At 69.9% G+C, this 20,723-nt stretch carries 37 protein-coding genes; 8 read left to right on the top strand and 29 right to left on the bottom strand.

Annotated features, from left to right (window positions below; translation table 11 throughout):
* Positions 1 to 160: 160 nt before the first annotated feature.
* A complete protein-coding gene (locus ACIBL4_RS19910) occupies positions 161 to 781 on the bottom strand; it encodes a hypothetical protein (protein ID WP_399411802.1) in 621 nt (206 codons plus the stop codon).
* A gap of 148 nt (positions 782 to 929) precedes the next feature.
* Here ACIBL4_RS19910 and ACIBL4_RS19915 point away from each other — a divergent pair, with 148 nt between their 5' ends.
* The 3 genes from ACIBL4_RS19915 (at position 930) to ACIBL4_RS19925 (ending at position 1,912) form a co-directional block, all read left to right on the top strand.
* The gene (locus ACIBL4_RS19915) at positions 930 to 1,151 is read left to right on the top strand and encodes a hypothetical protein (protein ID WP_399411804.1); all 222 of its coding nucleotides are present in this window, start codon (positions 930 to 932) and stop codon (positions 1,149 to 1,151) included.
* Positions 1,152 to 1,352: 201 nt separating this feature from the next.
* The gene (locus tag ACIBL4_RS19920) at positions 1,353 to 1,673 is read left to right on the top strand and encodes a hypothetical protein (protein WP_399411806.1); all 321 of its coding nucleotides are present in this window, start codon (positions 1,353 to 1,355) and stop codon (positions 1,671 to 1,673) included.
* Positions 1,670 to 1,912 carry a hypothetical protein gene (locus ACIBL4_RS19925; RefSeq protein WP_399411808.1) on the top strand — a complete coding sequence of 81 codons (243 nt, stop codon included), beginning with the start codon at positions 1,670 to 1,672 and terminating at the stop codon, positions 1,910 to 1,912. Before ACIBL4_RS19920 ends, ACIBL4_RS19925 begins: the two co-directional genes overlap by 4 nt.
* 69 nt (positions 1,913 to 1,981) lie before the next feature.
* On the opposite strand, the gene ACIBL4_RS19930 is transcribed toward ACIBL4_RS19925, so the two are convergent.
* The 15 genes from ACIBL4_RS19930 to ACIBL4_RS20000 all read right to left on the bottom strand — a co-directional run bounded on the left by ACIBL4_RS19930 (position 1,982) and on the right by ACIBL4_RS20000 (position 10,690).
* Complete coding sequence (locus ACIBL4_RS19930; protein WP_399411811.1) at positions 1,982 to 2,395, bottom strand: hypothetical protein; 414 nt, start codon at positions 2,393 to 2,395, stop codon at positions 1,982 to 1,984.
* A 151-nt stretch (positions 2,396 to 2,546) separates the two neighbouring features.
* Complete coding sequence (locus ACIBL4_RS19935) at positions 2,547 to 2,780, bottom strand: hypothetical protein (protein ID WP_399411813.1); 234 nt, start codon at positions 2,778 to 2,780, stop codon at positions 2,547 to 2,549.
* Between the two features lie 5 nt (positions 2,781 to 2,785).
* On the bottom strand, positions 2,786 to 3,064 hold the full coding sequence (locus ACIBL4_RS19940; RefSeq protein ID WP_399411815.1) for a hypothetical protein: 279 nt from the start codon (positions 3,062 to 3,064) through the stop codon (positions 2,786 to 2,788).
* Between the two features lie 11 nt (positions 3,065 to 3,075).
* Positions 3,076 to 3,573 carry a hypothetical protein gene (locus tag ACIBL4_RS19945; RefSeq protein ID WP_399411817.1) on the bottom strand — a complete coding sequence of 166 codons (498 nt, stop codon included), beginning with the start codon at positions 3,571 to 3,573 and terminating at the stop codon, positions 3,076 to 3,078.
* 2 nt (positions 3,574 to 3,575) lie between these two features.
* Entirely contained in the window at positions 3,576 to 3,749 is a 174-nt protein-coding gene (locus ACIBL4_RS19950; protein WP_399411819.1) for a hypothetical protein, read from the bottom strand.
* A gap of 90 nt (positions 3,750 to 3,839) precedes the next feature.
* On the bottom strand, positions 3,840 to 4,226 hold the full coding sequence (locus ACIBL4_RS19955; RefSeq protein WP_399411821.1) for a hypothetical protein: 387 nt from the start codon (positions 4,224 to 4,226) through the stop codon (positions 3,840 to 3,842).
* Between the two features lie 223 nt (positions 4,227 to 4,449).
* Positions 4,450 to 6,693 carry a hypothetical protein gene (locus ACIBL4_RS19960; protein ID WP_399411823.1) on the bottom strand — a complete coding sequence of 748 codons (2,244 nt, stop codon included), beginning with the start codon at positions 6,691 to 6,693 and terminating at the stop codon, positions 4,450 to 4,452.
* A 60-nt stretch (positions 6,694 to 6,753) separates the two neighbouring features.
* Complete coding sequence (locus ACIBL4_RS19965) at positions 6,754 to 7,230, bottom strand: hypothetical protein (protein ID WP_399411826.1); 477 nt, start codon at positions 7,228 to 7,230, stop codon at positions 6,754 to 6,756.
* A gap of 23 nt (positions 7,231 to 7,253) precedes the next feature.
* Positions 7,254 to 8,594 carry a hypothetical protein gene (locus tag ACIBL4_RS19970; protein ID WP_399411828.1) on the bottom strand — a complete coding sequence of 447 codons (1,341 nt, stop codon included), beginning with the start codon at positions 8,592 to 8,594 and terminating at the stop codon, positions 7,254 to 7,256.
* Positions 8,595 to 8,689: 95 nt separating this feature from the next.
* Positions 8,690 to 8,878 (bottom strand): hypothetical protein, encoded by a 189-nt coding sequence (locus tag ACIBL4_RS19975; protein WP_399411830.1) that lies wholly within the window; start codon positions 8,876 to 8,878, stop codon positions 8,690 to 8,692.
* On the bottom strand, positions 8,875 to 9,069 hold the full coding sequence (locus ACIBL4_RS19980) for a hypothetical protein (RefSeq protein ID WP_399411832.1): 195 nt from the start codon (positions 9,067 to 9,069) through the stop codon (positions 8,875 to 8,877). Before ACIBL4_RS19980 ends, ACIBL4_RS19975 begins: the two co-directional genes overlap by 4 nt.
* 74 nt (positions 9,070 to 9,143) lie before the next feature.
* On the bottom strand, positions 9,144 to 9,338 hold the full coding sequence (locus tag ACIBL4_RS19985; protein WP_399411834.1) for a hypothetical protein: 195 nt from the start codon (positions 9,336 to 9,338) through the stop codon (positions 9,144 to 9,146).
* Positions 9,338 to 9,538 carry a hypothetical protein gene (locus tag ACIBL4_RS19990; protein WP_399411836.1) on the bottom strand — a complete coding sequence of 67 codons (201 nt, stop codon included), beginning with the start codon at positions 9,536 to 9,538 and terminating at the stop codon, positions 9,338 to 9,340. Before ACIBL4_RS19990 ends, ACIBL4_RS19985 begins: the two co-directional genes overlap by 1 nt.
* Before the next feature lie 43 nt (positions 9,539 to 9,581).
* Complete coding sequence (locus ACIBL4_RS19995; protein ID WP_399411838.1) at positions 9,582 to 9,905, bottom strand: hypothetical protein; 324 nt, start codon at positions 9,903 to 9,905, stop codon at positions 9,582 to 9,584.
* A gap of 287 nt (positions 9,906 to 10,192) precedes the next feature.
* A complete protein-coding gene (locus ACIBL4_RS20000) occupies positions 10,193 to 10,690 on the bottom strand; it encodes a hypothetical protein (RefSeq protein ID WP_399411840.1) in 498 nt (165 codons plus the stop codon).
* Positions 10,691 to 10,943: 253 nt separating this feature from the next.
* Here ACIBL4_RS20000 and ACIBL4_RS20005 point away from each other — a divergent pair, with 253 nt between their 5' ends.
* From ACIBL4_RS20005 to ACIBL4_RS20025, 5 genes are all read left to right on the top strand, one after another.
* A complete protein-coding gene (locus ACIBL4_RS20005) occupies positions 10,944 to 11,198 on the top strand; it encodes a hypothetical protein (RefSeq protein WP_399411842.1) in 255 nt (84 codons plus the stop codon).
* Between the two features lie 149 nt (positions 11,199 to 11,347).
* Positions 11,348 to 11,986 (top strand): NUDIX domain-containing protein, encoded by a 639-nt coding sequence (locus tag ACIBL4_RS20010; protein WP_399411844.1) that lies wholly within the window; start codon positions 11,348 to 11,350, stop codon positions 11,984 to 11,986.
* Entirely contained in the window at positions 11,983 to 12,393 is a 411-nt protein-coding gene (locus tag ACIBL4_RS20015) for an NUDIX hydrolase (RefSeq protein WP_399411846.1), read from the top strand. The genes ACIBL4_RS20010 and ACIBL4_RS20015 overlap by 4 nt, the downstream gene beginning before the upstream one ends.
* Before the next feature lie 219 nt (positions 12,394 to 12,612).
* Positions 12,613 to 12,852, top strand: a complete 240-nt coding sequence (locus tag ACIBL4_RS20020; RefSeq protein WP_399411848.1) for a hypothetical protein — start codon at positions 12,613 to 12,615, stop codon at positions 12,850 to 12,852.
* Positions 12,853 to 12,987: 135 nt separating this feature from the next.
* Entirely contained in the window at positions 12,988 to 13,242 is a 255-nt protein-coding gene (locus ACIBL4_RS20025) for a hypothetical protein (RefSeq protein WP_399411850.1), read from the top strand.
* Positions 13,243 to 13,300: 58 nt separating this feature from the next.
* On the opposite strand, the gene ACIBL4_RS20030 is transcribed toward ACIBL4_RS20025, so the two are convergent.
* The 13 genes from ACIBL4_RS20030 to ACIBL4_RS20090 form a co-directional block, all read right to left on the bottom strand.
* Positions 13,301 to 13,789 (bottom strand): hypothetical protein, encoded by a 489-nt coding sequence (locus ACIBL4_RS20030; protein ID WP_399411852.1) that lies wholly within the window; start codon positions 13,787 to 13,789, stop codon positions 13,301 to 13,303.
* Positions 13,786 to 14,052: a hypothetical protein gene (locus tag ACIBL4_RS20035; RefSeq protein WP_399411854.1), complete on the bottom strand. Its 267-nt coding sequence runs from the start codon at positions 14,050 to 14,052 to the stop codon at positions 13,786 to 13,788. The genes ACIBL4_RS20030 and ACIBL4_RS20035 overlap by 4 nt, the downstream gene beginning before the upstream one ends.
* Before the next feature lie 108 nt (positions 14,053 to 14,160).
* On the bottom strand, positions 14,161 to 14,793 hold the full coding sequence (locus tag ACIBL4_RS20040; protein WP_399411856.1) for a hypothetical protein: 633 nt from the start codon (positions 14,791 to 14,793) through the stop codon (positions 14,161 to 14,163).
* Between the two features lie 29 nt (positions 14,794 to 14,822).
* Positions 14,823 to 15,011, bottom strand: coding sequence for a hypothetical protein (locus ACIBL4_RS20045; RefSeq protein WP_399411858.1), 189 nt, complete (start codon positions 15,009 to 15,011; stop codon positions 14,823 to 14,825).
* Positions 15,008 to 15,397, bottom strand: coding sequence for an SLOG family protein (locus ACIBL4_RS20050; protein ID WP_399411860.1), 390 nt, complete (start codon positions 15,395 to 15,397; stop codon positions 15,008 to 15,010). The genes ACIBL4_RS20045 and ACIBL4_RS20050 overlap by 4 nt, the downstream gene beginning before the upstream one ends.
* Positions 15,394 to 15,750 (bottom strand): hypothetical protein, encoded by a 357-nt coding sequence (locus ACIBL4_RS20055; RefSeq protein ID WP_399411862.1) that lies wholly within the window; start codon positions 15,748 to 15,750, stop codon positions 15,394 to 15,396. Before ACIBL4_RS20055 ends, ACIBL4_RS20050 begins: the two co-directional genes overlap by 4 nt.
* 299 nt (positions 15,751 to 16,049) lie before the next feature.
* Positions 16,050 to 16,889 (bottom strand): hypothetical protein, encoded by an 840-nt coding sequence (locus ACIBL4_RS20060; RefSeq protein WP_399411864.1) that lies wholly within the window; start codon positions 16,887 to 16,889, stop codon positions 16,050 to 16,052.
* A gap of 52 nt (positions 16,890 to 16,941) precedes the next feature.
* The gene (locus tag ACIBL4_RS20065) at positions 16,942 to 17,328 is read right to left on the bottom strand and encodes a hypothetical protein (protein WP_399411866.1); all 387 of its coding nucleotides are present in this window, start codon (positions 17,326 to 17,328) and stop codon (positions 16,942 to 16,944) included.
* A 74-nt stretch (positions 17,329 to 17,402) separates the two neighbouring features.
* Complete coding sequence (locus ACIBL4_RS20070; RefSeq protein WP_399411868.1) at positions 17,403 to 17,882, bottom strand: NUDIX hydrolase; 480 nt, start codon at positions 17,880 to 17,882, stop codon at positions 17,403 to 17,405.
* Between the two features lie 72 nt (positions 17,883 to 17,954).
* The gene (locus ACIBL4_RS20075; RefSeq protein ID WP_399411870.1) at positions 17,955 to 18,242 is read right to left on the bottom strand and encodes a hypothetical protein; all 288 of its coding nucleotides are present in this window, start codon (positions 18,240 to 18,242) and stop codon (positions 17,955 to 17,957) included.
* Positions 18,239 to 19,552: a DnaB-like helicase N-terminal domain-containing protein gene (locus tag ACIBL4_RS20080; protein WP_399411872.1), complete on the bottom strand. Its 1,314-nt coding sequence runs from the start codon at positions 19,550 to 19,552 to the stop codon at positions 18,239 to 18,241. The genes ACIBL4_RS20075 and ACIBL4_RS20080 overlap by 4 nt, the downstream gene beginning before the upstream one ends.
* Entirely contained in the window at positions 19,552 to 19,794 is a 243-nt protein-coding gene (locus tag ACIBL4_RS20085; RefSeq protein ID WP_059416237.1) for a hypothetical protein, read from the bottom strand. Before ACIBL4_RS20085 ends, ACIBL4_RS20080 begins: the two co-directional genes overlap by 1 nt.
* On the bottom strand, positions 19,791 to 20,687 hold the full coding sequence (locus ACIBL4_RS20090; protein ID WP_399411875.1) for a hypothetical protein: 897 nt from the start codon (positions 20,685 to 20,687) through the stop codon (positions 19,791 to 19,793). Before ACIBL4_RS20090 ends, ACIBL4_RS20085 begins: the two co-directional genes overlap by 4 nt.
* Between the last annotated feature and the right edge of the window lie 36 nt (positions 20,688 to 20,723).

Consider the following 20,723-nt stretch of genomic DNA (forward strand, 5'->3'; position numbering starts at 1 on the left):
GCTCTCGTTCGGTTCGCGCCCGTCAAGGCTGTGATGCACAGCTACCCAGCCGATGGACCCGTCGTCTCGCTTGACCGGCCTATCAGTTGGACCGCATGCACAGCTGCCGCCGACGCTCGTGTCGTGTTCGACCAGGTCGTTCAGCGGGATGACGTGGAGGTCAGTCATCGGCGCCGCCGTCGATGATCTGCTGCTCTTCCATCTGCACCTTGGCTTTGGCGTCGCGGATCATCTCTTGCAGCTCGATGTCCTGCTGCGTGGTCTCCGTGATGGTGGCGTCGACCTTGACGGGCATGTCGAGGCCGAGGAGGCGGCGGATGGATTCGCTGGTTCTGCGGCGGGATTCTTCGATGCGGTTGAGCCGGTCGACGGCTTGGAGGATGAAGGTGTCGTCTTCGACGGGTTCCTCTTCGCCGCTGTCGGGGTTGAGGATTCGGATGACGCGCCCGTTGTTGACGGTGATGTGCTTGCGTGCCATGACTCGCTGTACGGATTCCTCCATGTTGTGGAGGCGTTCGAGGGTGGCTTCGAGGCGGGCGAGTTCGAGGGTGCGGTATTCGTCGACTTTGGGGTCGACGCGGCGGCTGGTCTCTTCACGGATGAGGTCGCGGACGGTGGATGCGGGGACGCGCACGCCGCCGGTGGGGCCGTCGGGGTGCTGGGTCATCGAGTCGATGGTGTAGTTGGAGAGGCCCTGCGCCTTGAGGTCGAAGATGATCTCGGCCAGTTGGGCGCGTTCGGCGGGGTTGCGCCGGTTGTACGGGACGGGTCCGCCAGCCATACCTCACCCTCCCCGATCGCCATCAGATCCTTACCGTCACACCAGTTTTACCTTCGAATCGTAGGACATTGAGGTCCAATAGTCGCCCACTCCGCTACCGAACCCCCTGTCGCAGGCGCACCATGGGAGGACGGAAGGGAGCGGACCCGTGGCCAAGTCGTCCAAGATGACCACCAGGAAGCGCAAGAGCCTCCCCAAGTCGGCATTCGGCGTGCCCTCCAAGCGGAAGTACCCCCTCGACACGAAGGGGCGAGCCCGCAACGCCCTCGCGCGCGTAGCCCAGCACGGCACCAGCAGCGAGAAGGCTCAGGTCCGGAAGGCCGTGAAACGCAAGTACCCGTCGATCACCAACAGGAAGAAGGGCCGCTGATGGTTTCCGACCGTGGAGGACGTTGGGGGTTCGTCTACCGTTCACGCCACGCCGTTTACCGCGCGCTCCGCCGGAAGGGCGCCTCGAAGACCAAGGCCGCCCGCATCTCCAACGCCGGCCGTACCTTCCCGGAGCGCTCCGGCATGGCCCGCAAAGGCTGGCGCACACGGCGATCGCGCGGCAGGTGAGATGCTGAACGGCATGAATAGCCCGGCGCCCGGAACGACCCGCTACCTGTGCCCGCTCGAATGCGGCTGGCGCCACGAGGTCCCGCCGCCCAGCGTCGACCGGATCGCCGAGCTCGGCGTCACAGCCGACCCGGCTGCCCGGGATTTCAGCGAAGCTGTCACCTCGATCGCGCATCGAGCCTGTCTCACGGAGGCCCAGCAGACGGAGGCAGCGCTGCGCGAGCACTTGGCCACGCACACAACGGAGCAGTTCGTGCGCGTGATCCATGATCTGCGGGTCGAGGTGGCCACGCTCCAGGAGCACCCGGTGAGCAGCGAGGAGAAGACCGGATGAGCAACGCAGACGAGGCGTTCTGGGCGCAGATCGAGGGCGACGCGAACCGCACTGTTCTTTGCGAGCCCGGCCGCTTCGACGAGATCCAGGCCGTCATCGACGAACGCGGCTACGACCACATCACCCTGCGAGCCAGCCCGTGCTGCCCACCCGGCCAACTGCTCATCATCGACGACGGCGCGGTCGAGGCAGGGTTTCGGCAGGCAGTGCAGCGTGCCGGGCGGTCGCTGTACGACTAATGCACCGCACGACGACGGCCCCGCCCGGAGGACGATTCGGTGCGGGGCCTCGCCACGACCACAGCAAGGCTAGTCGCCGAGGCTTTCCACCATCTTGAGCTTGTCGAACTGGCCGTCGTTGTCCGTCCAACCGAGACCATCGATCGCCTTGGCCGTCAGCAGCGCGGTGTAGTCGTCCTTCGAGAGCGGCTCGCACGCCTCCGGCCGGTCCTTCCCGCCCTCCTTGGTCTTCTTCTCCACCGTGTCGAGCGCGTCCCTGGCCACGCCCTCGTACCCGGACCGGACCATGCCCGCGAGCGTCTTGTCGAGTGCATCGACCCTCTCCTCCGCTTCCCTGACGGTCGGCGTGTCCGCAGGATCGCCTCCGGTCTGCTCAGCGAGCGCGGCGGTGCAGCCCTTGACGTTCTCGTCGTGGGACTTTGAGCAGCCGACTGCGCCTACGGCGAGCAGGCAGGCGGCAACGGCAGTGACGGTACGGCGCATGGTCCCCCCATGGATCAGTGTGCGTGGGGTGCATCATGCGCGCGACTGGGGTGAGCGTGAAGGTGAAGTGTTCATTCCGTGACCCGGATTCGCCCGATACGGTCACGGCAAAGCCCCCGACGCTGGGTTCGTCGGGGGCTCTGTGTTGCGGTCAGGCCTCTGTCACCTCGATCGGCATGGCCCACCCGTAGTGGGCGAGCGCGCCTTCCAGTGCTGCTTCGGCCCGGCTGTCCCGCCAGGCCGTGACGAGGCCGGTCCGGGGGAACTCCAGCCGCAGCGTGCCGCGCACGACGCTAGGGGTGGCTTGGGCGAGGAGCATGCCCGCCGCCTGACGACGCAGGGACGTAGCGGACAGGATCTGCGGCCACCATGCGGGTTCGGTCATCGGTCCTACCTCCCGGCGTTGTCGATGAGCCACTGCCCGTACTCGCGGTCGGCGGCGGCGTGGATGTCGTCACGGTCCCAGCCGACCTTGACGGCGTGGTCGATGGCAGGGTGGACGTGGAGGAGCAGGTGCATGCGGCTGGCGCAGCCGGCGCGCTGGAGGCGCTGGCTGTCGACGAGTAGGTGCACGGCGAGGTCGCGGAGCTCCCTCCGGTCGTTCTCGGCGTAGGTGCCGGGGGTGATGGTCCCGGTCAGGAAGTCGGGGGCTTCAATGGTGTCGCACATGGGGGTTCTCCTCAGAGGTTGCGGGCGTGGGCGAGGTCGGCGGCGCGGCCGAGGTAGATGAGGGGCAGTCGCGGGTTGCGCTGTGCGTCGTTCCAGCTGGGGATGGTTTCGGCGTCGGTGAAGTCGCGGCGGATGGTTTCCAGTAGGAGGGCGCAGGCGTCGTCGGCCTGGTCGCGGCTTGCGGCTTCGGCACGGGTGTGGCCGATGAGGCAGGCGGCGCCCTGCTCGTCGCGCAGCGCACCGGTACACCAGCCGGCGGCCTCCAGTCGGAGGCTCGCCCGGTGGAGCAGAGCGGCGAGGGGGGTGCTGTAGGGGCTGGGCGCCGGCGCGAGGGGGACAGTGAGCGGCGCGGTGATCTCGGGCAGCGGCTCAACGACGGGCAGGTGGGCGGTGTTCACTTCGACGGCGAGGACGGCGAGGGTGCAGCGTTCGTCCATGACCGCGAGGGTGAGGGCGAGCCGCGCGTCGAGGTCGAGGCTCGTGTCGACGGCCGGGGCGGCGACGGCCATGGTCACCTCTGGGCCTTGCCAGTGCCGCCGCATTCGTGGCAGTCGACCTTGCGCTGCACGCCGCCGAACGCGGTGTAGAGAACGCGGTTGCCGGCGCAACACCAGCACAGGCCGCGCGCGTGGGCTTCGTCCGGGGAGAGGCTGCTGTTCTGGGCCTCCCACTGCTCGTCGGTCATGATGGTGATCTCCTCGTCTGGTCTTGATCGGGTGGGGTAGAACGGGGCGCCCCTGCTTTGCTGGCAGGCGGGAGGGGCGCCCCGGCTCAGCTAGATGCGGCGGGTGCGGGGGTCGCTGGTGTCGCGGAGCCTCTTGTCGAGGCCGCGGAGTTCGGCTTCGTCGAGGTAGGCGGTGTAGTCGCGGCCGAGGGGGGCGCCGACCTGCGGGCCGGGCTCACCGCTGCGCCGCATGTTGCGCGGCGGCGTGTCGTAGACCGGGCCCCAGTTCCTGCAGAGTTGGGTGGCGGTCATGCCGCCGTCGGTACGCGGGGTTCCGGTGAGGCGGGACCGCTCGGTGAACACGTGCTCCTCGTACCGCTGGGCGTCCTCGAACGGGGCGCCGCGGGTTTCGAGGTCGCGGATCACGTAGTAGGGCTGTCCGAGCTTGAGTTCGCGGACGAACTTCTTCTCCTGGTGGGGCTGCCACGTCTTGGGCATGAGTCGGGCTCCGTTTCTAGTTTGTGGTGGTTTGTTCTGCCTGCTCAGCACTGCTCAGCGGGAGAAGCCGCAGGTCAGGGCTGCTCAGGCGCCTGCTCAGGTGCTGCTCAGAGCAGAGGTTGAGCAGGCGGTGAGCAGCAGGCTGAGCAGCTGTGACCTGCGGGTTTGTGGCGTGAGCAGGGCTGAGCAGGCCCTGATCAGGGGTGCATACTTCGCGTAACGGTCACAGCAGGTGGCGGAGTCGATCCCGCTTGAAGCCGCGCGGGTTCTTCTCCTCGCCGATCTGGCCCAGCGTGATCGGGCCTCCAGCGCCCGCCTTACTCATCAGGGCCTTGAACGCCTCGACTTCCATCTCGCCGTAGGCATCGGGGTCGTAGTCGCGGAGTGCCAGGAGCAGCGTTTCGGTCTTCATCCGATCGACGCCCGACTTCTCCATGACCGCGACCGCGTCCTCGATCACAGCCCGTTCGGGGCCATCCGCCAGCTCCGCGCCGGCAGGCGGCTCGGCACCGCACAGCTTCAACAGCTGCTCCCACGACAGCAGGTCGACGGGCGCCGGCTTCTTGAGGTTGCCCTCGTTGTCCCAGACCGGCTCGACGTACTCGGGCAGGTCGACACCCTTCATCGCGTCGAGGCTGTCCTGGTCCGGTTCGAGCAGCCCGGCCTCCAGGCGCTCCTGGGCGAGCTGACGCAGCACCGCGGACGGCGTCTCGTGAACGGCGTACTCGATCGGCTCGTCGGCCATGCCGGGCACGCCCTGAATGAAGATGTGACCGGCGTCCTTGGGGTCGGTGTCGGTGGCCGGGGAGAGCTTGTGCGGCAGGTAGCCCTCCTTGACGGCCCCGTCACCGAACACGGCGCGGGTGTCCCCGACCTTGCACGGGCCGACGGCCTTGAGGGCGACCATCTGTGCAAAGTTCTCGCCGAGGTAGCCCTTCTGCCCGCCCTGGGAGGCGATCTCGACTTCGATGAGCTCCTTGCGGCCGACGAGAAGCAGGTCGAACGCCAGCTTCTTGGCCAGCTCCGTGGCCTTCGGGAACTCGTCGAAGAAGATCGTGACAGCGGGGTGTTCGGGGCTGGCCTTCCACTTCTTACCCATGCCGAGCTTCGCCCTCAGCCGGGCGCGCGCCTTGGCCATGACCAGGAAGAACAACAGGACGGCTTCGATCTGCTCGTTCGTGCGGGCGGTGATCCGCACGGCGTCCCCGAGGTCTTCGAGGCCGTCACCGAACGGGTCGAGGTCGATGGTGATGTTGTCCCGGCACGCTGTGGTGCCCTCGGCGAGGGCCTGCAGGATGCCGGTCTTGCCGCCGCCGGACGCCGCGACCCACAGGCCCATCACGCCGGCGAGGGATACCTCCAGGGGGTCGCCGCCGACGCTGGTGCCGATCCGGAACCGGTCGGTGATCGACAGGGACTTGGGGGCTCGGTACGGCATGCCGGGGGCGGTAGCGAAGGGGTCGCCATCGACAAGGCGGAGGATGGCGCAGGCGCGGCGGGCCCTGATCGGCTGCGGCCGGACACCGTTGGTGGGCAGGTCGAACTTCGTCTCGAGGTCGCCGCTCTTCTCGATGATCGCCTCGGGTGTGCCTTCGCTGACGCGGACCGTGCACTGCCAGCCCCACGGCTGCCGCGTCACGTCCGACACCTCGACGATCGGCACGTTCTCGGCGCGGGCGGCCAGCAGGACGCACTGGGCGAGCTGGTCAGGCGTGTGCGCGTTCCGCAGCGGGTGCGGCTTGGCGCCTTCGGGCAGCTGCTCGACGGACATGACGACGTTCCCACCGACGATCGGCGCTGCTCCCCCGGCCGGCTCCGCCTGGAACGTGGCGGGCAGGCTGGCCGGGGTCATCCCGAAAGGGACCTCACCGGCCTGGCTTCGGACGAAGGGACGGGAGATCAGATACCAACCGAGGCTCGCCCCGGTGGTGACGACGGCAAGCAGCATGGGCTGCCCGGTGGCGGCCTGCTCGACGGCGGTGCCCAAGGCGGACAGTCCGCCCAGAGTCCCGCCGGCGAGGATCGCCGCCCGTCCGGCCCTCTTGCCGTTGCGGGCCGCGTTGATCTCCCGGTCGGTGGGCGGCAGCACGGGGGTGGCGCGGAGGGCTTCGAGCCTGGCCTCTTCCTGGGCGGCTCGTCCGGCCAGAGCGGCGACGTTGCCGTGCCCCCTGTTGGTCTCGCTGTCTTCGGCCTGCGCCTTGGCCACGTGGAAACGCCCGCGGGCCTCGGCAGCGCGCCGCTCCTGCTGGGCAACCTGCTCGGCGTGCTTGCGCTGCTTCGTCTCGGTGGCCAGATGGATGACGTCGGCCTCGTCCAGGTCGCCGCCTGCCAGCCAGTCGCGGGTGCGGGCACCGGCGTTGCTGCGCTGCTCGGCGAACGCGGCCTTGATGCGCTCGCCGCGAGTCGGCTCGGCCGTCTCCTCCTGCGGCTGCTGCTCGGCGTACTGGGGCTCGATCTCGGTGGCCACTGGCCTGCTTCCTTCCTGAGTGAGGGGCGGGGCCCGGTGCGGGCCCCGCGGGTGGGTGGCTCAGAGGCCGCCGAGCATGCTGCCGAGAGAGGCGACGGCGGAGTCGGTGAGCTGGTCACCCAGGGCTCCGATGACCGTGCCGGAGACGGCGATGCCGAACAGAGTGACGACGACCGCGTCGCCGACCTTGATGTCCTTGCCGCGGACCCGGACAAACACGATGATCCCGAGGACGAGGATCGCGACGACCCCGGCGCCGATCGCGCCGCCCGAGGCCTGCGTCTGGATCTGCTGCGGGTAGCCGGCCGGTACCTGCCCGTTGACGGGGTTCTGCAGCTGCGAGCCCATGCCGCCGTGGTCGGGGGTGAGGCCGTTGGTGATGCCGTCCGTTCCGCCCGGCGGGGTCTCGGCCTTGGCGATGGCGACGACGGTCGCCTCGTGCTCCGGGGACGCGGCGGACGCGGTGGCGGTGGCGCCTCCGAGGAGGGCGACGGTCGCGGTGGTGGAGACGGCGATACGGCGAAGGGTGACGTTCATGTTCAGACTCCTGACAGGTGGGTTCAGTTGGCGGATGCGGCTTCGTTCTTCACGTGGTTGCGGAGGCGGACGGCGTACTCGTTGCTGCCGCCGCCGATCACTTCGCGGACCTTGCGGGCGGAGAGCCGGTCAACGTCTCCGAGGGCTTCGACGAGCTTGCGGACCTTCTCGATGTGAGCCGGATCGAGCGGCTTCTCGGGGGTCTTCGCGGCGGTACGGCCAGAGCCCTGCTTCCCTTTACGCCCAAGGGCTGTAGGCCCTTCGGAGGGCTCCGCACGACGGGCCCGTGACCCTCCCCCCGTAGGCCCACTGGATCCGCCTCCTGGGGTAGCTCCTGCGGGTCCGTCGTCGCCGCCGTTCGGGTCGAATGCCTTCGCGAGGAACAGGTCCACGGCGATGCTTTCGGGGCTGCGGTCGGCATCCCGCAGGAGCTCCTCGACGGCTTCCCGGGCTACCTCGCGGGCGGCCATGCTGCCGGCCGTTACGGCGAGGGGAAGGGCGTGCATCGTGTCCCACGCCTGCTCCCATGCCGCAGCCCGGGTGATGCCGCCGGTGGGGTAGGCGGCCATGATCCGCTCGTACTCTTCGAACTCGCTCGGGAACAGCTTCTTGCGACGCTCGTCCTCGGCCCGCTCGACCTGCTCCCGTTCACGGTCGGCCTTCGCCTTCTCCCGGGCCGCGCGCCGGTCCTTGGCGCGCTGCTTCAGATCGCGCCCGTCCTCGGCGGCCTTCGACTCCAGGAACTGGCGGACCTCCGCCAGCAGCGGGCCAATCATGGACGTCGCAGCGAGGGCGTAGCCGGCGACCGGGCCGTACTCGGTGACGCCGTGCGCGTAGTTGATCCAGCCGGCGAGGGAAGCGAGCGTCGCGGTCAGGATCCAGAACGGCCACCGTGGCAGGCCCTTGCGGTGCGCCCATCGGGTACCCATGACGCCCACCCAGGCGAGGAGTTCCAGGAAGAACGGGATCGGCGTGAGTGTCCACGCCGGGCCGGGATCCTTGTCGTCCTTGCGGTGCAGGCCGAGGAAGTAGGAGATCTGGGCGGGGAGGGCGGCGAGCAGGCCGAGCGCCATGACCACGTTGACGAGAACCTTGAAGGTGGCGCCGTCCTCGTCGCGCTGCTCGCGCCGCTTCGCCTTCCGGGCAACCTTGTCGTCCTTGGCGGTCTCCTTGACGTCGCCGAGCTGCTTCTGCAGCCGCGCCTGCTTAACCTTCTCGGCAAGCTTCGCGGTCTCGGTCGCAGCCGCGGCAGACTCGGCTGCCTGCGCCGCCGCGTCGGCCTCCGCCTTGATGCGGGCGGTCTCGGCCTTCGTCTTCGCTACGTCGGCGTCACGCTCCTCCCAGGAACGGTATCCGCTGCTCATGGCTGTCCTTCCAGGACTCGTGGGGGTGTGCAATGGGGTGGTGCTGCGCCAGTTCTTCTTGGCCCGCGTGCGCGACGCGGGCCGCGGACAGCCGGTCAGCGGCGGCGGTGGCTGGCCTTGTGCTGGCGCAGCAGGCTCCTGCAGGGCCGACACTTCCGCTCCGGGCCGGTGCCGACGACGACAGGCGGGATGATCTCGCCGCAGATCGCCGGGGTCACACCGCGCTGCAGCTGCGGGTGGCAGTCGGGGCAGTGGAAGTGCGTGTTCGGGGCAGGGGCGCTCACGAGCCGTCCCCGTCCTCGATGCAGTGGCCGAGGATCCGCATCGCCGTGTCCTGCTGGTAGTCGCCGGAGTGGGCGGCCAGGTCGTAGGCGGCGTGATGGCTACCCGCGTTCAACTGGGCGGCAGCGTCCTTCACCTCGGCCTCGGTGGGGCGGTAGCCCTTCGGCTCGGGAGTGCGGCGGAACAGGGCCACGATGGGCTCCTCTCGGGTTGATTGATCGGCGGGCTGGATGCCGGACGCGGCAGGGGGTGACCGCGCCCGGCGGTTCAGGGGGTGGGCAGTCCGGCCGCCCGGCAGATGTCGGCGGGGGACGCACCCGCCTGCTGCGCCTCGACGGCGAGCTTCAGCGCTCGCCCGGCCGCGAGGTGCGTCACCTCGTGCGTCTCGCCGAAGGCAGCCGCTGCCGTGTACGTGTCGACCGTGGCCTCACCGGCAGCCCGGGCCAGCTCCTCGCGGGCCATCAGGCCACGTCTCCGAGGGCGGCGCCGAGCAGCTCGTCGACGAGGGACTCGCCCGGGTTGGCCTTGTCGTAGCGGGCCGCCTCAGCCAGCAGCGCCATCTCGGCGAAGGAGTCGGAGGCAGCCAGGTAGCGGCGGATCAGATCGGTGCGGTACTCGGCGTCCGACGACGGAGCAGACGTGATCAAGGTGAGCGTGGGCATGGCGGTGGATCCTCACTGGTCAGGTGGGGCGGGAAAGGGAAGGTCAGGCGGTGGGGCGGGGCAGGGCGCGGCAGGTCTCCGCGTGGGACTGGGCGTCACGCTTGGCCTGCGGCAGCCACTGCTCGACGCGGGCCTGCTCCGCTTCCGGGGAGTCGGCGAAGGATCCGTCGGTGTTGGTGTGCTCGGTGCTGCCGCAACCCGCGCAGGTGTTCGTGATCAGTCCGCTCTTGGTGGAGTACGTAATGTCGACGGCCAGGTCCTCGCGTGCCAGGGAAGCCCCGGCGACGGTGAGGTAGCGGGCGATGACGCCCTCCGGCCACGGCTCAGCGAAGGCGCTGGACTGGGTGGTCTGGGTGGAAGAAGGCATGGCTGATCTCCTCGGTTGGTCATGCCGGGATGGAGTGGGTGGAGCGAGATGGGAAGCCGCGGTGGCGGGACGGGGGCGGACACCGCCACCGCGGCGGTACGGGGGTGGGCGGTCAGCCCTGGGGGTGCGGGCGCGGAGGACGCACGGGGAGCGGCGGCTTCGTGCGCTCGTGCTCGGCGCTCACCACTTGCGGACCTTCATCGCCCGGCGGCGGGCCGCAGTGTCCTGCGGCAGCGGCGGCAGATCCGGCGTCGGCTCCGGCTGCGGGGCTTCGTCAGCGGCGGTCATCACGCGGCACCGCCGATCAGGTCGAGGCGGCCGGCGGCCTCCAGCTGGCAGCGGCACATCCGCATCTCGTCCTGGAGGCACAGCAGCCGATCGAACTCTCCGGGCGCGATGCGCGACGTCTGTGCCGACATCAGCCGGTACGTCGACTCCGCCTCCTGGAAGCGGATCGCCACCTCCAAGGCCGCCTTCGCCTCGCGCAGCTGGCGGCGCAGATCCACGATCTCCCAGGCCGTGCTGCGGAAGGAGCCCTCGGCCTCGGCGCGCTCCAGCTCGGACAGTGCGGGGTTCCGCATCTGCACGAGGTCGAAGTCCCGGCCCTGCCGCTGAATCCACAGCGACTCCTCCAGGCGACCGACCCGCATACGCAGCACGTCGACCGGAGACCGGAGCTCCAGCTCAAGGCGGCGAGCCACATCGATGGCGGCCGGCGGAAGCGGGGCGGTGTCGCCCGCGTTGTCGGCGCGCCCAAGCGCACCGATAAGATCGGTGGTAGCCAACGTGGTCTCCTAGTCAGAACCTGTTGGTCAGGGCCGGCACGCGAGGTGAGAGTCGCGTTGTCCGGCCCGTCTTCATTTGTGCGCCGTCCGCGGACTGGGTCCGGTGAGAGTGGACGACGTTCGCCGCTCTCAAGCTGTTGCCTTGAGAGCGACTGATACGACCGTAAGGGCGACGCGGCGGGGAGTCAAGCGCCCAACTGAACTTCTCCAATCGCGTCTTGAGTGCCCGCCGGATCGCCCGTACCCTCACGTCATGGCCGACTCTCCCGACGCCCCCTACGCCCGATACGAGGACCAACTGCGAGCCATCACAGACCTCCCCGAACGCTGGGCCGCATACCTCGAACTCGCCAAGCACCTCGAAGACGAGCTCGAGATGTTCCGGCGACGACAGCGGCAGGAGATCGCGCTGGGCTTCAAGGGTCAGGGCAAGACCTGGAAGGAGATCGGACAAATCATGGGGGGCGTCACATACCAACGCGCCCACCAGTTCGGCAGGGGTGAGTGACCAGTGCTGCATGGGATCGAGTCTTCGCGCGTGGGCGCAGCCAGACCATGAAGACCCCGTGCAGCACCATGCAGTGATCTGCAGCGGGCGATGCAGGCTGATGCAGACCCGCCGCAAGAGGGCCCACAAAGGCGGCCGAGGAGCCGATAGTGGACGACGTTCAGCGGTGGACCGGGGAGAAAGCGGCCCGGCTCCAGGACGCATTCGAAATGACCCAGGAAGCATTCGCAGGAAAGCTGGGGGTGTCTGTTCGCAGTGTCGCGTCGTGGCGCGCGAACCCGAGCATGGTGCCCCAGCCAGAGACGCAGCGCATTCTGGACACGACCTACGGAATGGCAGGTGATGCGGTGCGCCGGCGGTTCATCCATTTGTCGCGGATAGCGACTCCCCAGCCGGAGGCGCAGGCCTTGCGGGTGGCCATCGCAGTGGTCCGCCGAGACGGTGACGTGCTGCTCGTATGCAGGCAGGACGGCGACGACATCTCGTGGCAGTTCCCGGCTGGCATCGTGAAGCCGGGCGGCTCGGCGTCGAAGGTCGCCGTGCGGGAAACCCTGGACGAAACCGGGGTGCACTGCATGGTCCGCGAACACCTGGGTGAACGACTCCACCCTTATACGCGCGCAATGTGCGACTACTTCATCTGCGATTACGTGTACGGCGAGGCGGTCAACGGGGATTCCTCCGAGAACGTCGCCGTGGCATGGGCTCCGATAAGGGAGCTCAGCCGCTTCATCCCCACCGACCGCATCTACCCGCCCATCCTGAGCGCCCTGGAGGCGATTGCATGACCGAGACGACCACCGAGAAGCCCGGCATCTCCGCCGCCATCATCACCGACGGAGGGCGTGTCCTGATGGTGCGCCGCCGCGTCAAGGAGGGCGAGCTGTCATGGCAGTTCCCGGCCGGCGGCGTCGAGGACGGTGAGACCGCGGAAGAGGCGGCGGTTCGGGAGACGCTCGAGGAGACCGGCCTGACGGTGAAACCGGTGAAGTACATCGGCGACCGCGTTCACCCGAAGACGGGCAAGTTCATGGCGTACACGGCATGCGAGGTCGTCTCGGGGACGGCGACGGTGGCCGATGAGGAGGAGCTCGACACGGTCGCCTGGGTGCGGCATGAGGAGATCCCGGGCCTGGTGCCCTACGGCCTGTACGGGCCTGTTCAGGCGTGGCTCGACGAGGTGCTGCCGCACTGACCTGTGAAGGTCTTGTGTGGTGCCCTCCCAATCCGGCCGCCTCATCCATGAGGCTCCTAGAAACGCGAACGGCCGGGCGGTGGCGACCGCCCGGCCAGTTCGACCCGCGAGTGGCGACTCGCGAATCCAGCAACCCAACCCCTGTGAAGGATGGAGCTACGCATGAAGAGTAGCGAAGCACTGGCTTTAGCGCGCCCCGCTTTGTCGACAGATCACCTGTTGGATGCGCCACTCGACGAGCTCCTCGCCGAGCTGGACGTGGAACTCGTCGACTCGTCGATCACGGATGCGACGTTCTTCGGGGCGTTCGTCGAGGCCCCTGACGGCTCCCGCGTCCTGTCGATGCCGCCCGGCCGCAGCGCCTTCGAGCGCGACACCGCGGCCCGGATGCTCCTCGCGGAGAGGTTCGGTCTGGATGCCCCGCCGGTGCCGGCGCCGCTTGCGGTGTCCCGCGCCTGACCGCCCCACCAGCAACGCCCCCGCCTCCTCGGTGGGGGCGTTCTGTGTGTGCGCCCGCTTCGCGCCCTTGTGCCGCTTTCGCGCGCCGTCGACCGTGGTGTGGGTTGGTTGTCGGTGCACTGACAGGGGGCTTGTGTGCAGCGAAAGTGGAGCAACATGGCGGGCCGGTTGCTGCTTACTGCGGCGGTGTTCCTGCACCGCACGGTGGCGGGCCGGGTGGCGCGGGAGCGGTGGCAGTTGCGGCGGAATGCGGCGTTGCGGGCGGCGTGGCGGCACGGTGTGCCGGTGGCGGAGTTGGCGGCGCGGCTGGGGCTGTCGGAGGGTTGGGTGCGTCAGGTGTTGAACGGGCGGAAGCCGGCCGAGCCGCCGGTGATCGGAGAGGCGGCGTAGGCGGACATGCGAATGGGCCCCGACCCATCCGGGTCGGGGCCCTTCTCCTCCATGCGTCCTACGCTTGCAGACACTTCTCGGCAGCTTGGCGCAGCCATGCCGCGCGGGAAATCTTGGCTTCCTTGGCTGCCGCGTCGATCCTGTCCAGGAGTTCCTTGGGGTAGGCAACGTTGATGGTGGGGCCGATTGCGGGCCGGCCGCCCTGCGGGGCGGGACCTTCCTCCTCCGGAGTGTCTGGAAACCACTTGGCCAGGTTGTCCTCAGCATTGTCGGCACCCGAGGCGATGATCCAACTGCGGGCCTCGTCGTCGGTCAGGAACCGCCAGGTCTCGGTACCGCCCTCGCGGCGGGCGTCGATGTTCTCGACCCACCGGCCGCCCTTGGTCCGATAGAGGGCGGCCGTCTCGGTTTGGAGGCCGGAGATGACGCCACGCATGTTGTGCCCGTCCCACCGGGTGTCCTCGATCTGGACGACTTCGGCGGCGTCAAGGTCGAACCAGCCGAGGCGGGTGTCGCCGTCGTTGTTGTAGACGGTGATTCGCGTCATCGGGTGAGCCCCTTCTGGGTCTCCTGAAGGCGGGCGATCTGCTCCTTGAGGGCCTGGATTTCGTCGGCCTGTTCCGCGATCACCCGGTCCTGTGTGGCGATCGTGCGGTTCCGTTCGGCGGCGCGCTCGCTCAGTGCGGCGATCTGGGCGCGCTGCCTGTCGATCTTGGCTTCCTGCTTGGCGATCTGGCGCTTCTGGCCGTCGATCTTGGTGAGTAGGTCTTCCTTGGTGGAGTCCTGGGAGACGCGGAAGGAGGCGGTCATGGCGGGTACCTCTCGGATCGGCCGTGCCTGGTTTCCAATACTGAAAACTTAAGGGGCGCGGCAGCGGTTGTCAATACTGACAACCGCTCGGCGGTGGGAAGCTCTCCGTCACGCAGCCCGCCTCTCCGCGACGGTGAGCTTGAGCGCCTCGCTGTGCCCGTACTCCGCCCCGCAGCCGCGGCATTCGAACCCGTCAGTATCGAGGGTGACCGACCGGACGGTGCCGCAGGGGCAGGTGACGGGGATGCGCCGGGGCGCCCGTTCGCCGCTGATGATGGCCTCGATCTGCCGCGCGGCCTGCTGGACCTCCCGGGCAAATTCATCCAGCGCCGGGTGACGGGACGCGGCCCGGGTGAGGTTGAGCCGCAGCGTCTCGACGGCAACGTCGACGCGATGCTGGAGCCGGCCGCCGGTGCTGCGGCGGGCGAGCCCGTAGGTGGCCCAGTCTTCGACCCACGTCTCCAGCGTGGACACCAGGCCCCCGTTGGCGGTCATCGTGAGCACGGCTTCGTTGCAGGGCATGGCGCGGCCGGGGGTTCCCGAGACGGCGGGTCCGTCGCCGCCGCGGCCGGGCTGGATGCGCAGGCAGAGCCGGGCGTAGAGGCCTGCGGGCCCGGCCAGCTTCCGCAGGTCCTGGTCGATGCGGTGCTCACACGGCAGGCAGATGAACCTCCCGGTCTCGTGGTCGAGCAGTTGGCGCGGGCAGATCACGCAACGGGGTGCGGGTGCGTCGTCGATCATCGCGGTGCCTTTCGTGCGGGCGGTGCGGGTCAGGCGGGGAGGTGGTCGGCGAGGTGTTGGCTGTAGGCGGCGAGGGCGCGGGCGATGATCACGCCCCAGTGGTCGGGGTCGGCGGGCCGTCCGGCGGCGTCCCATTCCTCGCCGAGGTCTTGGAGGACGTTCCAGTAGGCGCGGCAGGAGTCGCAGGTGGTGGCGATCTCCTGCCGCTGCCAGGTCACGCCGTCCACCTCCGGACGGGGATCCCGGCCTGTTCGGCGAGGGCAGCGGTGTGGCTGGCGCCGCGGCTGCCGTTGCGGATGAAGGCGAGGCACAGGTCGGCGCCGAGGTTGACCATGTGGGCGTTGCGGATGAACCCGGCCCGCTTGCCGTTGATCTGCCAGTCGGCGGGATGGCGTTCCTCGGTGACGCCGTTGACGAACTGGACGGCGGTCGTGCACCACTTGGCGGCGTGGTCGTCGGCGCCGCGCGGGCAGGCTCCGTGGACGACGACAAGGTGCCGGTCGGCGGTGAGGGCTTCGTCGCGGACGTCGTTGAGCGCGCCCCACACCACGGCGGGCGTGGGCCAGTCGCGGCTGCCGGTGACGAGGACGCGGTAGGGCTTCACTGGCCCTCCCCGGCGTACTTGCGTTCCCAGTGGGCGCGGTCGTCGGCAGCGGCCTCGGCGACGCTGCGGCCGTCGTTGTGGGCGGGCGGCTGGAGTGCGGCGCGGAACGCGTCGTGCTCGTGCTCGTCCAGACCGAGTTGGTCGGGGCGGGCCTCACCTGCGAGGGCGGCGCGGATGCAGGCGATGGCGTGGGCCATGGGGATGTCGTCGCGGTCGAGGGCGGCTTGGTGCCAGTGGGCGGCGGTGAACTTGGCGGCCCGGATGATGGCGTCCGGGTCGAGCCGCTGCTGGCGTTCGGCGGCTTGCCGGCGGGCCCAGTCGACGGGGCCGCGGGGCTGGGGTTCGGGGGTCATTCGGGGCTCCGTGGGGTCGACGGTTCGGATTGGCGGCTCTGAGCGCCCGTCTGCGGCTCGGAGCGGGAACGGGGTCCACTGCGGGGTGTTCGGCCGGGAGACGGGCGTCTGGGGGCCTTCTCGGGCCTCTTCCGCCTTACGCGGTCGCTGCCGCTTCGCTGCGCGCCGTGTGGCCCGGTTCGGCCGGGGTGGCTCCGCGTCGTCGTCGACGACCTCCTCGCCGGACCACACCAGCCGCGTCTCCCAACGGGCACCCGGCGTACCGGCCCGCTCGCCGCGGGGGGCAGACGACGGGCCGGTCACCGGGACTCCCCCGGCTGCTGCGCCCCGGTGGGTGCATCGCGGTGCACCGGGAGGCCCGACCACCAGCTGAGGTCCTTCCCCAGCTCGTCCAGGTCCTCGCCGGGGTGGTCGTTGACGAACCAGCCCCAGCAGGATCGGCACTTGCACCATGCGCCCGCCCCGTCGGCCATGCGACGCAGCTCGGCGGCGTCGGCGTACATCACCGTGTGCGCCCTGCTGCCGGACGCCCACAGCTGGTCGGCCTGGCGTTCGAGGTGAGCGGCGGCTTCCCGCAGCACGGCGGCCCGGTCGGTGGTCAGCCGCTGCACCTCCGCCTCGATGCGCTCGGCACGGTCCCGCATCTCGCCCCAGGCCTTCCGGAGCCGGTCGGTGTCACTGGCCAGGGCGTCCCACTCGGCCCGGTCGGTGGGCGCGGGCTCGGGCCAGACGATGCGACCCTGCTTGCCGTGCGCGGCTTGGCAGGCGGCTTCAGCGCTGTGGTGCGTGGTGGTGATCCCGAAGTGGCGGTGGTGGATGGTCACGATGCCGTCAGGCCACTGGACTCCATCGTGCGTGGGAACCGAGCCGTCCGAGGCGTCGAGCCACAGCACGAACCCTGCGGTCGCGGCGTCCCGGTCGGCGGCGGGCGCCTGAACGGCGGGAGCGGCGGGCATCTGGCCCGTGACGGTCAGCCGGGCGGCCAGCCAGCTGGCGGCCTTGCGGTAGTCGTCCCGGATACGGCCACCGGGCTCGCCGACCAGCTGCTGCCAGGTGGGGTGGTCGTCACCGTGGACATGAACATCAGCGGCACAGAGCAGGCGGGCGAGCACTTCGGTGTAGGCGGTCTGGTCGGTCATTGGTCCTCCAGGGGTGGGGCCGGCCGCGCGAGACGGCCGGCGGGGCGGGTGGTCAGGCGACGAGGTACTGGCCCCAGCGGCAGCCGGTGCACAGCCAGGCCGGGCCTTCGCGGTAGTCGCTGCTGTGGTTCGCCGCGTACTCGACGGGGCTGCCGCACTCGGGGCACTGGTCGGGCTTGCCGTCGGGCTCGGCGTCTGGCGCCTCGTCGTGGTGCGTCTCCGGGTCGTTGACGGGGTAGTCGCGCACCAGCCGGTAGCCGGCCGCGGTGTACTTCGCCAGCAGATGGTCGACCGCCGTCTGGCCGCGGTCGTCGTCGTGGCCGTCGTCGGGTCCGCCGTCTACGCGCACGTTCTCGCCGTCGGTCCACAGGTCGATGGTGATCTCGTCGCCGTTGGGGTGGGCGAGGTGCCAGGTGTGCTGCACGTGGTCGTCGGTCATCGGGTTCCTTCCGGGGCTGGGTACGGTGGGTGCCAGGCCCGGCGGTGCTAGCTCCACCGCCGGGCCGTCTGCGGTCACGGGGCAGAGGTGGCGGCGGGGCGGGAGTCGATGTCGGCGATCCACGCCTGGATGACGGCCGCGCACTGCACCAGCTCGGTCCGCAGGGCCTTGGGGTCGGACTCGGCGAGAGCCTCGAACACCTCCTCGCGGAGAATCCCCTGCCAGGTCGTGCGCCCCAGGCGGGCGTCGTCGTCCACCTCGCCGCGCACGTGGTTCGCGGCGTCCCGCCAGCGACGGGCACCCGTCCCGTCGGGGTGGTGCTGGTCGCCCCACTTCGCGAGCTGCCGCTGGCGTTCGGCGTCGACCTCGACCATGTGCGCGGCGAGGCCCGGGGTGTCGGGGAGCTCACGGCCCATGTAGGCGGCGACCTTCACGGTCAGCTGGGCGACGAGGTCTGCGGCGCCTTCCGGGGTGCCGACGCGGACCGGGGTGTCGCGGACGGTTTCGGCGATGGTGCGGGCGAGCGGGGCGAGAGGCTTCAGGTCGGTGCTCACGGTGTCTCCTCTGGGTGGTCAGGCGGGCGTCAACGCGCGGCGGGCATCAGGCGGCGGGGTGGTGGGTCGTGGTCACGGGGTCTCCTTGTTGAGGTGCTTGCGGGCTCGGGCGATGGCGGCTTGCTCGTGGATGCGCGCGGTGACGTGTTCGTTGAAGAGCGGCGAGTCGACGGCGGGCTCGGGCGGTATGGCCCGGCCGGGGACGATCTGCCAGCCGCAGGTCCAGATGTGGCCGCAGTTGGGGCAGTGGTAGCCGGCGATGAGTCCCTCGGCGCCGTCGCGGAGCGCGGACTCGGGGAACACGTCGTAGGTCGGGCAGGCCTCGCAGGCGTCGCCGTAGAGGGGGTTGGGGTCAGTCACCAGATCGCTCCCGTTTCGCTGTAGCCGGTGAGGGGGTCGGCGTCGATGGGCTTGTAGGAGATCCAGGGCCACTTGTCGCCCTGCTTGATGAAGGCGGGGAAGTCGCGTTCGTCGCGCATGCCGCGCCACGGGATGACCCGCCGGCCGCGGGCGCCGTCGCCGGGCGCTGCGGACTTCTCGTCCTCGACGGGGCGCAGGCCGAAGCCGAACTCGGGCCAGCGCATCCACAGCGACGAGCCGACGGGCCGCAGGGTGCGGTGCTGTCCGAAGCCGTTGTGGTGCGGGCTGTGGGCTTCCATGAGGACGGCGCATCCGGCGGTGGCGCGGGCCTCGTCGATGACGACGCTGACCTTGCGGGCGAGTTCCTCCGAGTTGGGGTCGCCCGCGTGGAGGCGGTAGATCGGACCGATGATCAGCAGGTCGGGCTTGGCCTTCTCGACGCGGCGCATCATCCAGGCGCGGTCCTGGGCGCGGGTGAGGTCGAGGCCTTCGGGGCGGCACTCGATGTGGAACTGGCCGCGCTGCACGGGCTGCTCGAGGTCGTTCGCCGCAGCGAGCAGGGGGCGGTACTTGCGGCGGCTGGAGCTGGCGCTGTTCTCGCAGTCGAGGGTGAGAACCCGGATGGGGTCGATGGTCTTCCACGTGTCGAACGGGTGGATGCCGGCGGCGAGGGTGACGGCCATCTGCCGCAGCAGCACGGACTTGCCGCCGCCTTCGGAGGCGGTGAGGATCAGCCGGTCCATGCGCTCGAGCAGGCCGGGCACGATCCAGTCGTAGGTGTCCTCGTGCTGGACGAAGTCGAGGATGTCCTCCAGCGGCAGGTCTTCCGCTTCGCGGCCCTGGTCGCGCAGTTCGCGGGTCAGGGTCACGGCCCGCTCGATGATCTCGGTGGTTTCGCCGTCCGGGCTGTAGCCCATCTGCGCCAGGCGGTTGCCGAGTTCGATCAGCGACCGGCGCAGGCCGCGGTCCTGCACGACCTCGGCGTAGTACGGGCCGTTCTCCGGTGTGGGTACGGCCCGGACGAGCTCCCACAGGTAGACCTGGCCGCCGATCCTGGCGAGGTCCCCGCGGTCGCCCAGGTACTTGGCGACGGTGATCTGGTCGATGGGCTCGCCGGCCATGAACAGGTCGGCGATGGCGCAGTGGATCGTGGCGTGCTGCGGCTTGTAGTAGGCCTCGGGGGTGACGGTGGCGAGGACTTCGGCGCAGGCGCTGCGCGACATGAGGCAGGCACCGAGGGCTGACTGTTCGGCGGCGATGTCGCGGGGCGGTGTCCGCTCGAGCAGCTCGGGCTCGAGGTCGGTCGTCACTAGAAGATCCCCTTCTCGGCGTAGGACTCGTAGGTGTTGGTGGGCTTGGCGCGGCGGACGATGTCGGCGGGCATGGCGGGCTTGGTCGTCTCGCGGTAGTGCTCGCGCAGCGCGATGCGGGCGGCTTCGAAGGGGATGTCGTCGAGGACCATCTGCCAGGCCCGGACGTCGGATTCGCCGAGGGTGCGTTTGTCGATGGCGGCGGCGATGGACAGCAGGTCTGCGGTTTCGGCGAGGGTCATGCGGGCTCCTGGTTGGTGTGGCCGGCCTCGAGGGCGCGCTGCTCCTGCTCGCGGAACATGGCGGCGAGGGCCTGGCCCTGGGCGACGCGCTGGTCGGCGGTGGAGCGGGTGGCGGGCACGGCGTGGAGTGCGGGCCGGGGGGTGTCGGCGGGCGGGATGGGTGCGAGTTCGCTCCAGCCCGGCATGAAGTAGCGGGCGGAGTCGACCGGGGTGCGGGCGGCGACCTTGAGGGCGTGGTCGACCATGGCGGGCACGCCGGACTTCTTGATGAGCGCGAGGAGGGGGAACCAGTCGTTGCCGCGGAAGGGCCAGCGGACGTTGACGCCTGCTGCCGCGAGGCTGTTGATGAGCGGGCGGGCGTCGGCGGGGATCCCGTAGTCAAGATCGGCGGCGGGCTGCCGGCTAGCTAGCTTCTTTGAGTCTGAGGAGTATGAGGAGAAGGGGGGAGCCACGGCACCTTCAGAAGGAGCCACGGCACCTTCTGAAGGTGCCGTGGCTCCCCCTTGTGGGGGTGAAGGGGTAGCGGTGGCTCCCCCTAGAGGTAGCCCGGGCTCTCCCTTGCCACTGGAAGGGGTAGCCGTGGCTCCCCCTTCGAAGTGGGGTACGAGGAACGTCATTCGAGTGCCGGGCACCGCGTACAGGGCGCGCCCGTCCTTGCCCTTGCCGATCGGAACCCGGAACTCCCAGCCGGCCGCGGCAAGCCGCTTCAGCGCGTTCCGGACGACGCTCCCATCCTTGGCGCCGGTCCAGCGCGCCAGGTCCTCGAGCGCGGCCCAGCTTCGCCGCGTGCGCTCGTTGGCGTCGTCGGCGATCTCCAGCGCGACGGCGCGCTGGAGGCCGGTGATGTCCGGCCCAAGCGCCTCGCGCAGTTGGCGGCGGAGCTCGTAGCCCATGGGGTTCTCTCTTCTTGGTCAGAGCGGGCGGCGGAT

The organism is Streptomyces sp. NPDC050416 (assembly GCF_044458845.1).
GTDB lineage: Bacteria > Actinomycetota > Actinomycetes > Streptomycetales > Streptomycetaceae > Streptomyces.

Bases quoted from the DNA above. Each gene is read 5' to 3' on its own strand.
- ACIBL4_RS20065 (WP_399411866.1), bottom strand. From the start codon at position 17,328: ATGACCGACGACCACGTGCAGCACACCTGGCACCTCGCCCACCCCAAC.
- ACIBL4_RS19955 (WP_399411821.1), bottom strand. From the start codon at position 4,226: ATGCCCAAGACGTGGCAGCCCCACCAGGAGAAGAAGTTCGTCCGCGAA.
- ACIBL4_RS19985 (WP_399411834.1), bottom strand. From the start codon at position 9,338: ATGGCCCGCGAGGAGCTGGCCCGGGCTGCCGGTGAGGCCACGGTCGAC.
- ACIBL4_RS19950 (WP_399411819.1), bottom strand. From the start codon at position 3,749: ATGACCGACGAGCAGTGGGAGGCCCAGAACAGCAGCCTCTCCCCGGAC.
- ACIBL4_RS20085 (WP_059416237.1), bottom strand. From the start codon at position 19,794: ATGACCCTCGCCGAAACCGCAGACCTGCTGTCCATCGCCGCCGCCATC.
- ACIBL4_RS20015 (WP_399411846.1), top strand. From the start codon at position 11,983: ATGACCGAGACGACCACCGAGAAGCCCGGCATCTCCGCCGCCATCATC.
- ACIBL4_RS19965 (WP_399411826.1), bottom strand. From the start codon at position 7,230: ATGAACGTCACCCTTCGCCGTATCGCCGTCTCCACCACCGCGACCGTC.
- ACIBL4_RS20005 (WP_399411842.1), top strand. From the start codon at position 10,944: ATGGCCGACTCTCCCGACGCCCCCTACGCCCGATACGAGGACCAACTG.
- ACIBL4_RS19920 (WP_399411806.1), top strand. From the start codon at position 1,353: ATGAATAGCCCGGCGCCCGGAACGACCCGCTACCTGTGCCCGCTCGAA.
- ACIBL4_RS20030 (WP_399411852.1), bottom strand. From the start codon at position 13,789: ATGACGCGAATCACCGTCTACAACAACGACGGCGACACCCGCCTCGGC.
- ACIBL4_RS19925 (WP_399411808.1), top strand. From the start codon at position 1,670: ATGAGCAACGCAGACGAGGCGTTCTGGGCGCAGATCGAGGGCGACGCG.
- ACIBL4_RS19970 (WP_399411828.1), bottom strand. From the start codon at position 8,594: ATGAGCAGCGGATACCGTTCCTGGGAGGAGCGTGACGCCGACGTAGCG.
- ACIBL4_RS19910 (WP_399411802.1), bottom strand. From the start codon at position 781: ATGGCTGGCGGACCCGTCCCGTACAACCGGCGCAACCCCGCCGAACGC.
- ACIBL4_RS19995 (WP_399411838.1), bottom strand. From the start codon at position 9,905: ATGCCTTCTTCCACCCAGACCACCCAGTCCAGCGCCTTCGCTGAGCCG.
- ACIBL4_RS19945 (WP_399411817.1), bottom strand. From the start codon at position 3,573: ATGGCCGTCGCCGCCCCGGCCGTCGACACGAGCCTCGACCTCGACGCG.
- ACIBL4_RS20035 (WP_399411854.1), bottom strand. From the start codon at position 14,052: ATGACCGCCTCCTTCCGCGTCTCCCAGGACTCCACCAAGGAAGACCTA.
- ACIBL4_RS20090 (WP_399411875.1), bottom strand. From the start codon at position 20,687: ATGGGCTACGAGCTCCGCCGCCAACTGCGCGAGGCGCTTGGGCCGGAC.
- ACIBL4_RS19930 (WP_399411811.1), bottom strand. From the start codon at position 2,395: ATGCGCCGTACCGTCACTGCCGTTGCCGCCTGCCTGCTCGCCGTAGGC.
- ACIBL4_RS19990 (WP_399411836.1), bottom strand. From the start codon at position 9,538: ATGCCCACGCTCACCTTGATCACGTCTGCTCCGTCGTCGGACGCCGAG.
- ACIBL4_RS20040 (WP_399411856.1), bottom strand. From the start codon at position 14,793: ATGATCGACGACGCACCCGCACCCCGTTGCGTGATCTGCCCGCGCCAA.
- ACIBL4_RS20055 (WP_399411862.1), bottom strand. From the start codon at position 15,750: ATGACCCCCGAACCCCAGCCCCGCGGCCCCGTCGACTGGGCCCGCCGG.
- ACIBL4_RS20060 (WP_399411864.1), bottom strand. From the start codon at position 16,889: ATGACCGACCAGACCGCCTACACCGAAGTGCTCGCCCGCCTGCTCTGT.
- ACIBL4_RS19940 (WP_399411815.1), bottom strand. From the start codon at position 3,064: ATGTGCGACACCATTGAAGCCCCCGACTTCCTGACCGGGACCATCACC.
- ACIBL4_RS19935 (WP_399411813.1), bottom strand. From the start codon at position 2,780: ATGACCGAACCCGCATGGTGGCCGCAGATCCTGTCCGCTACGTCCCTG.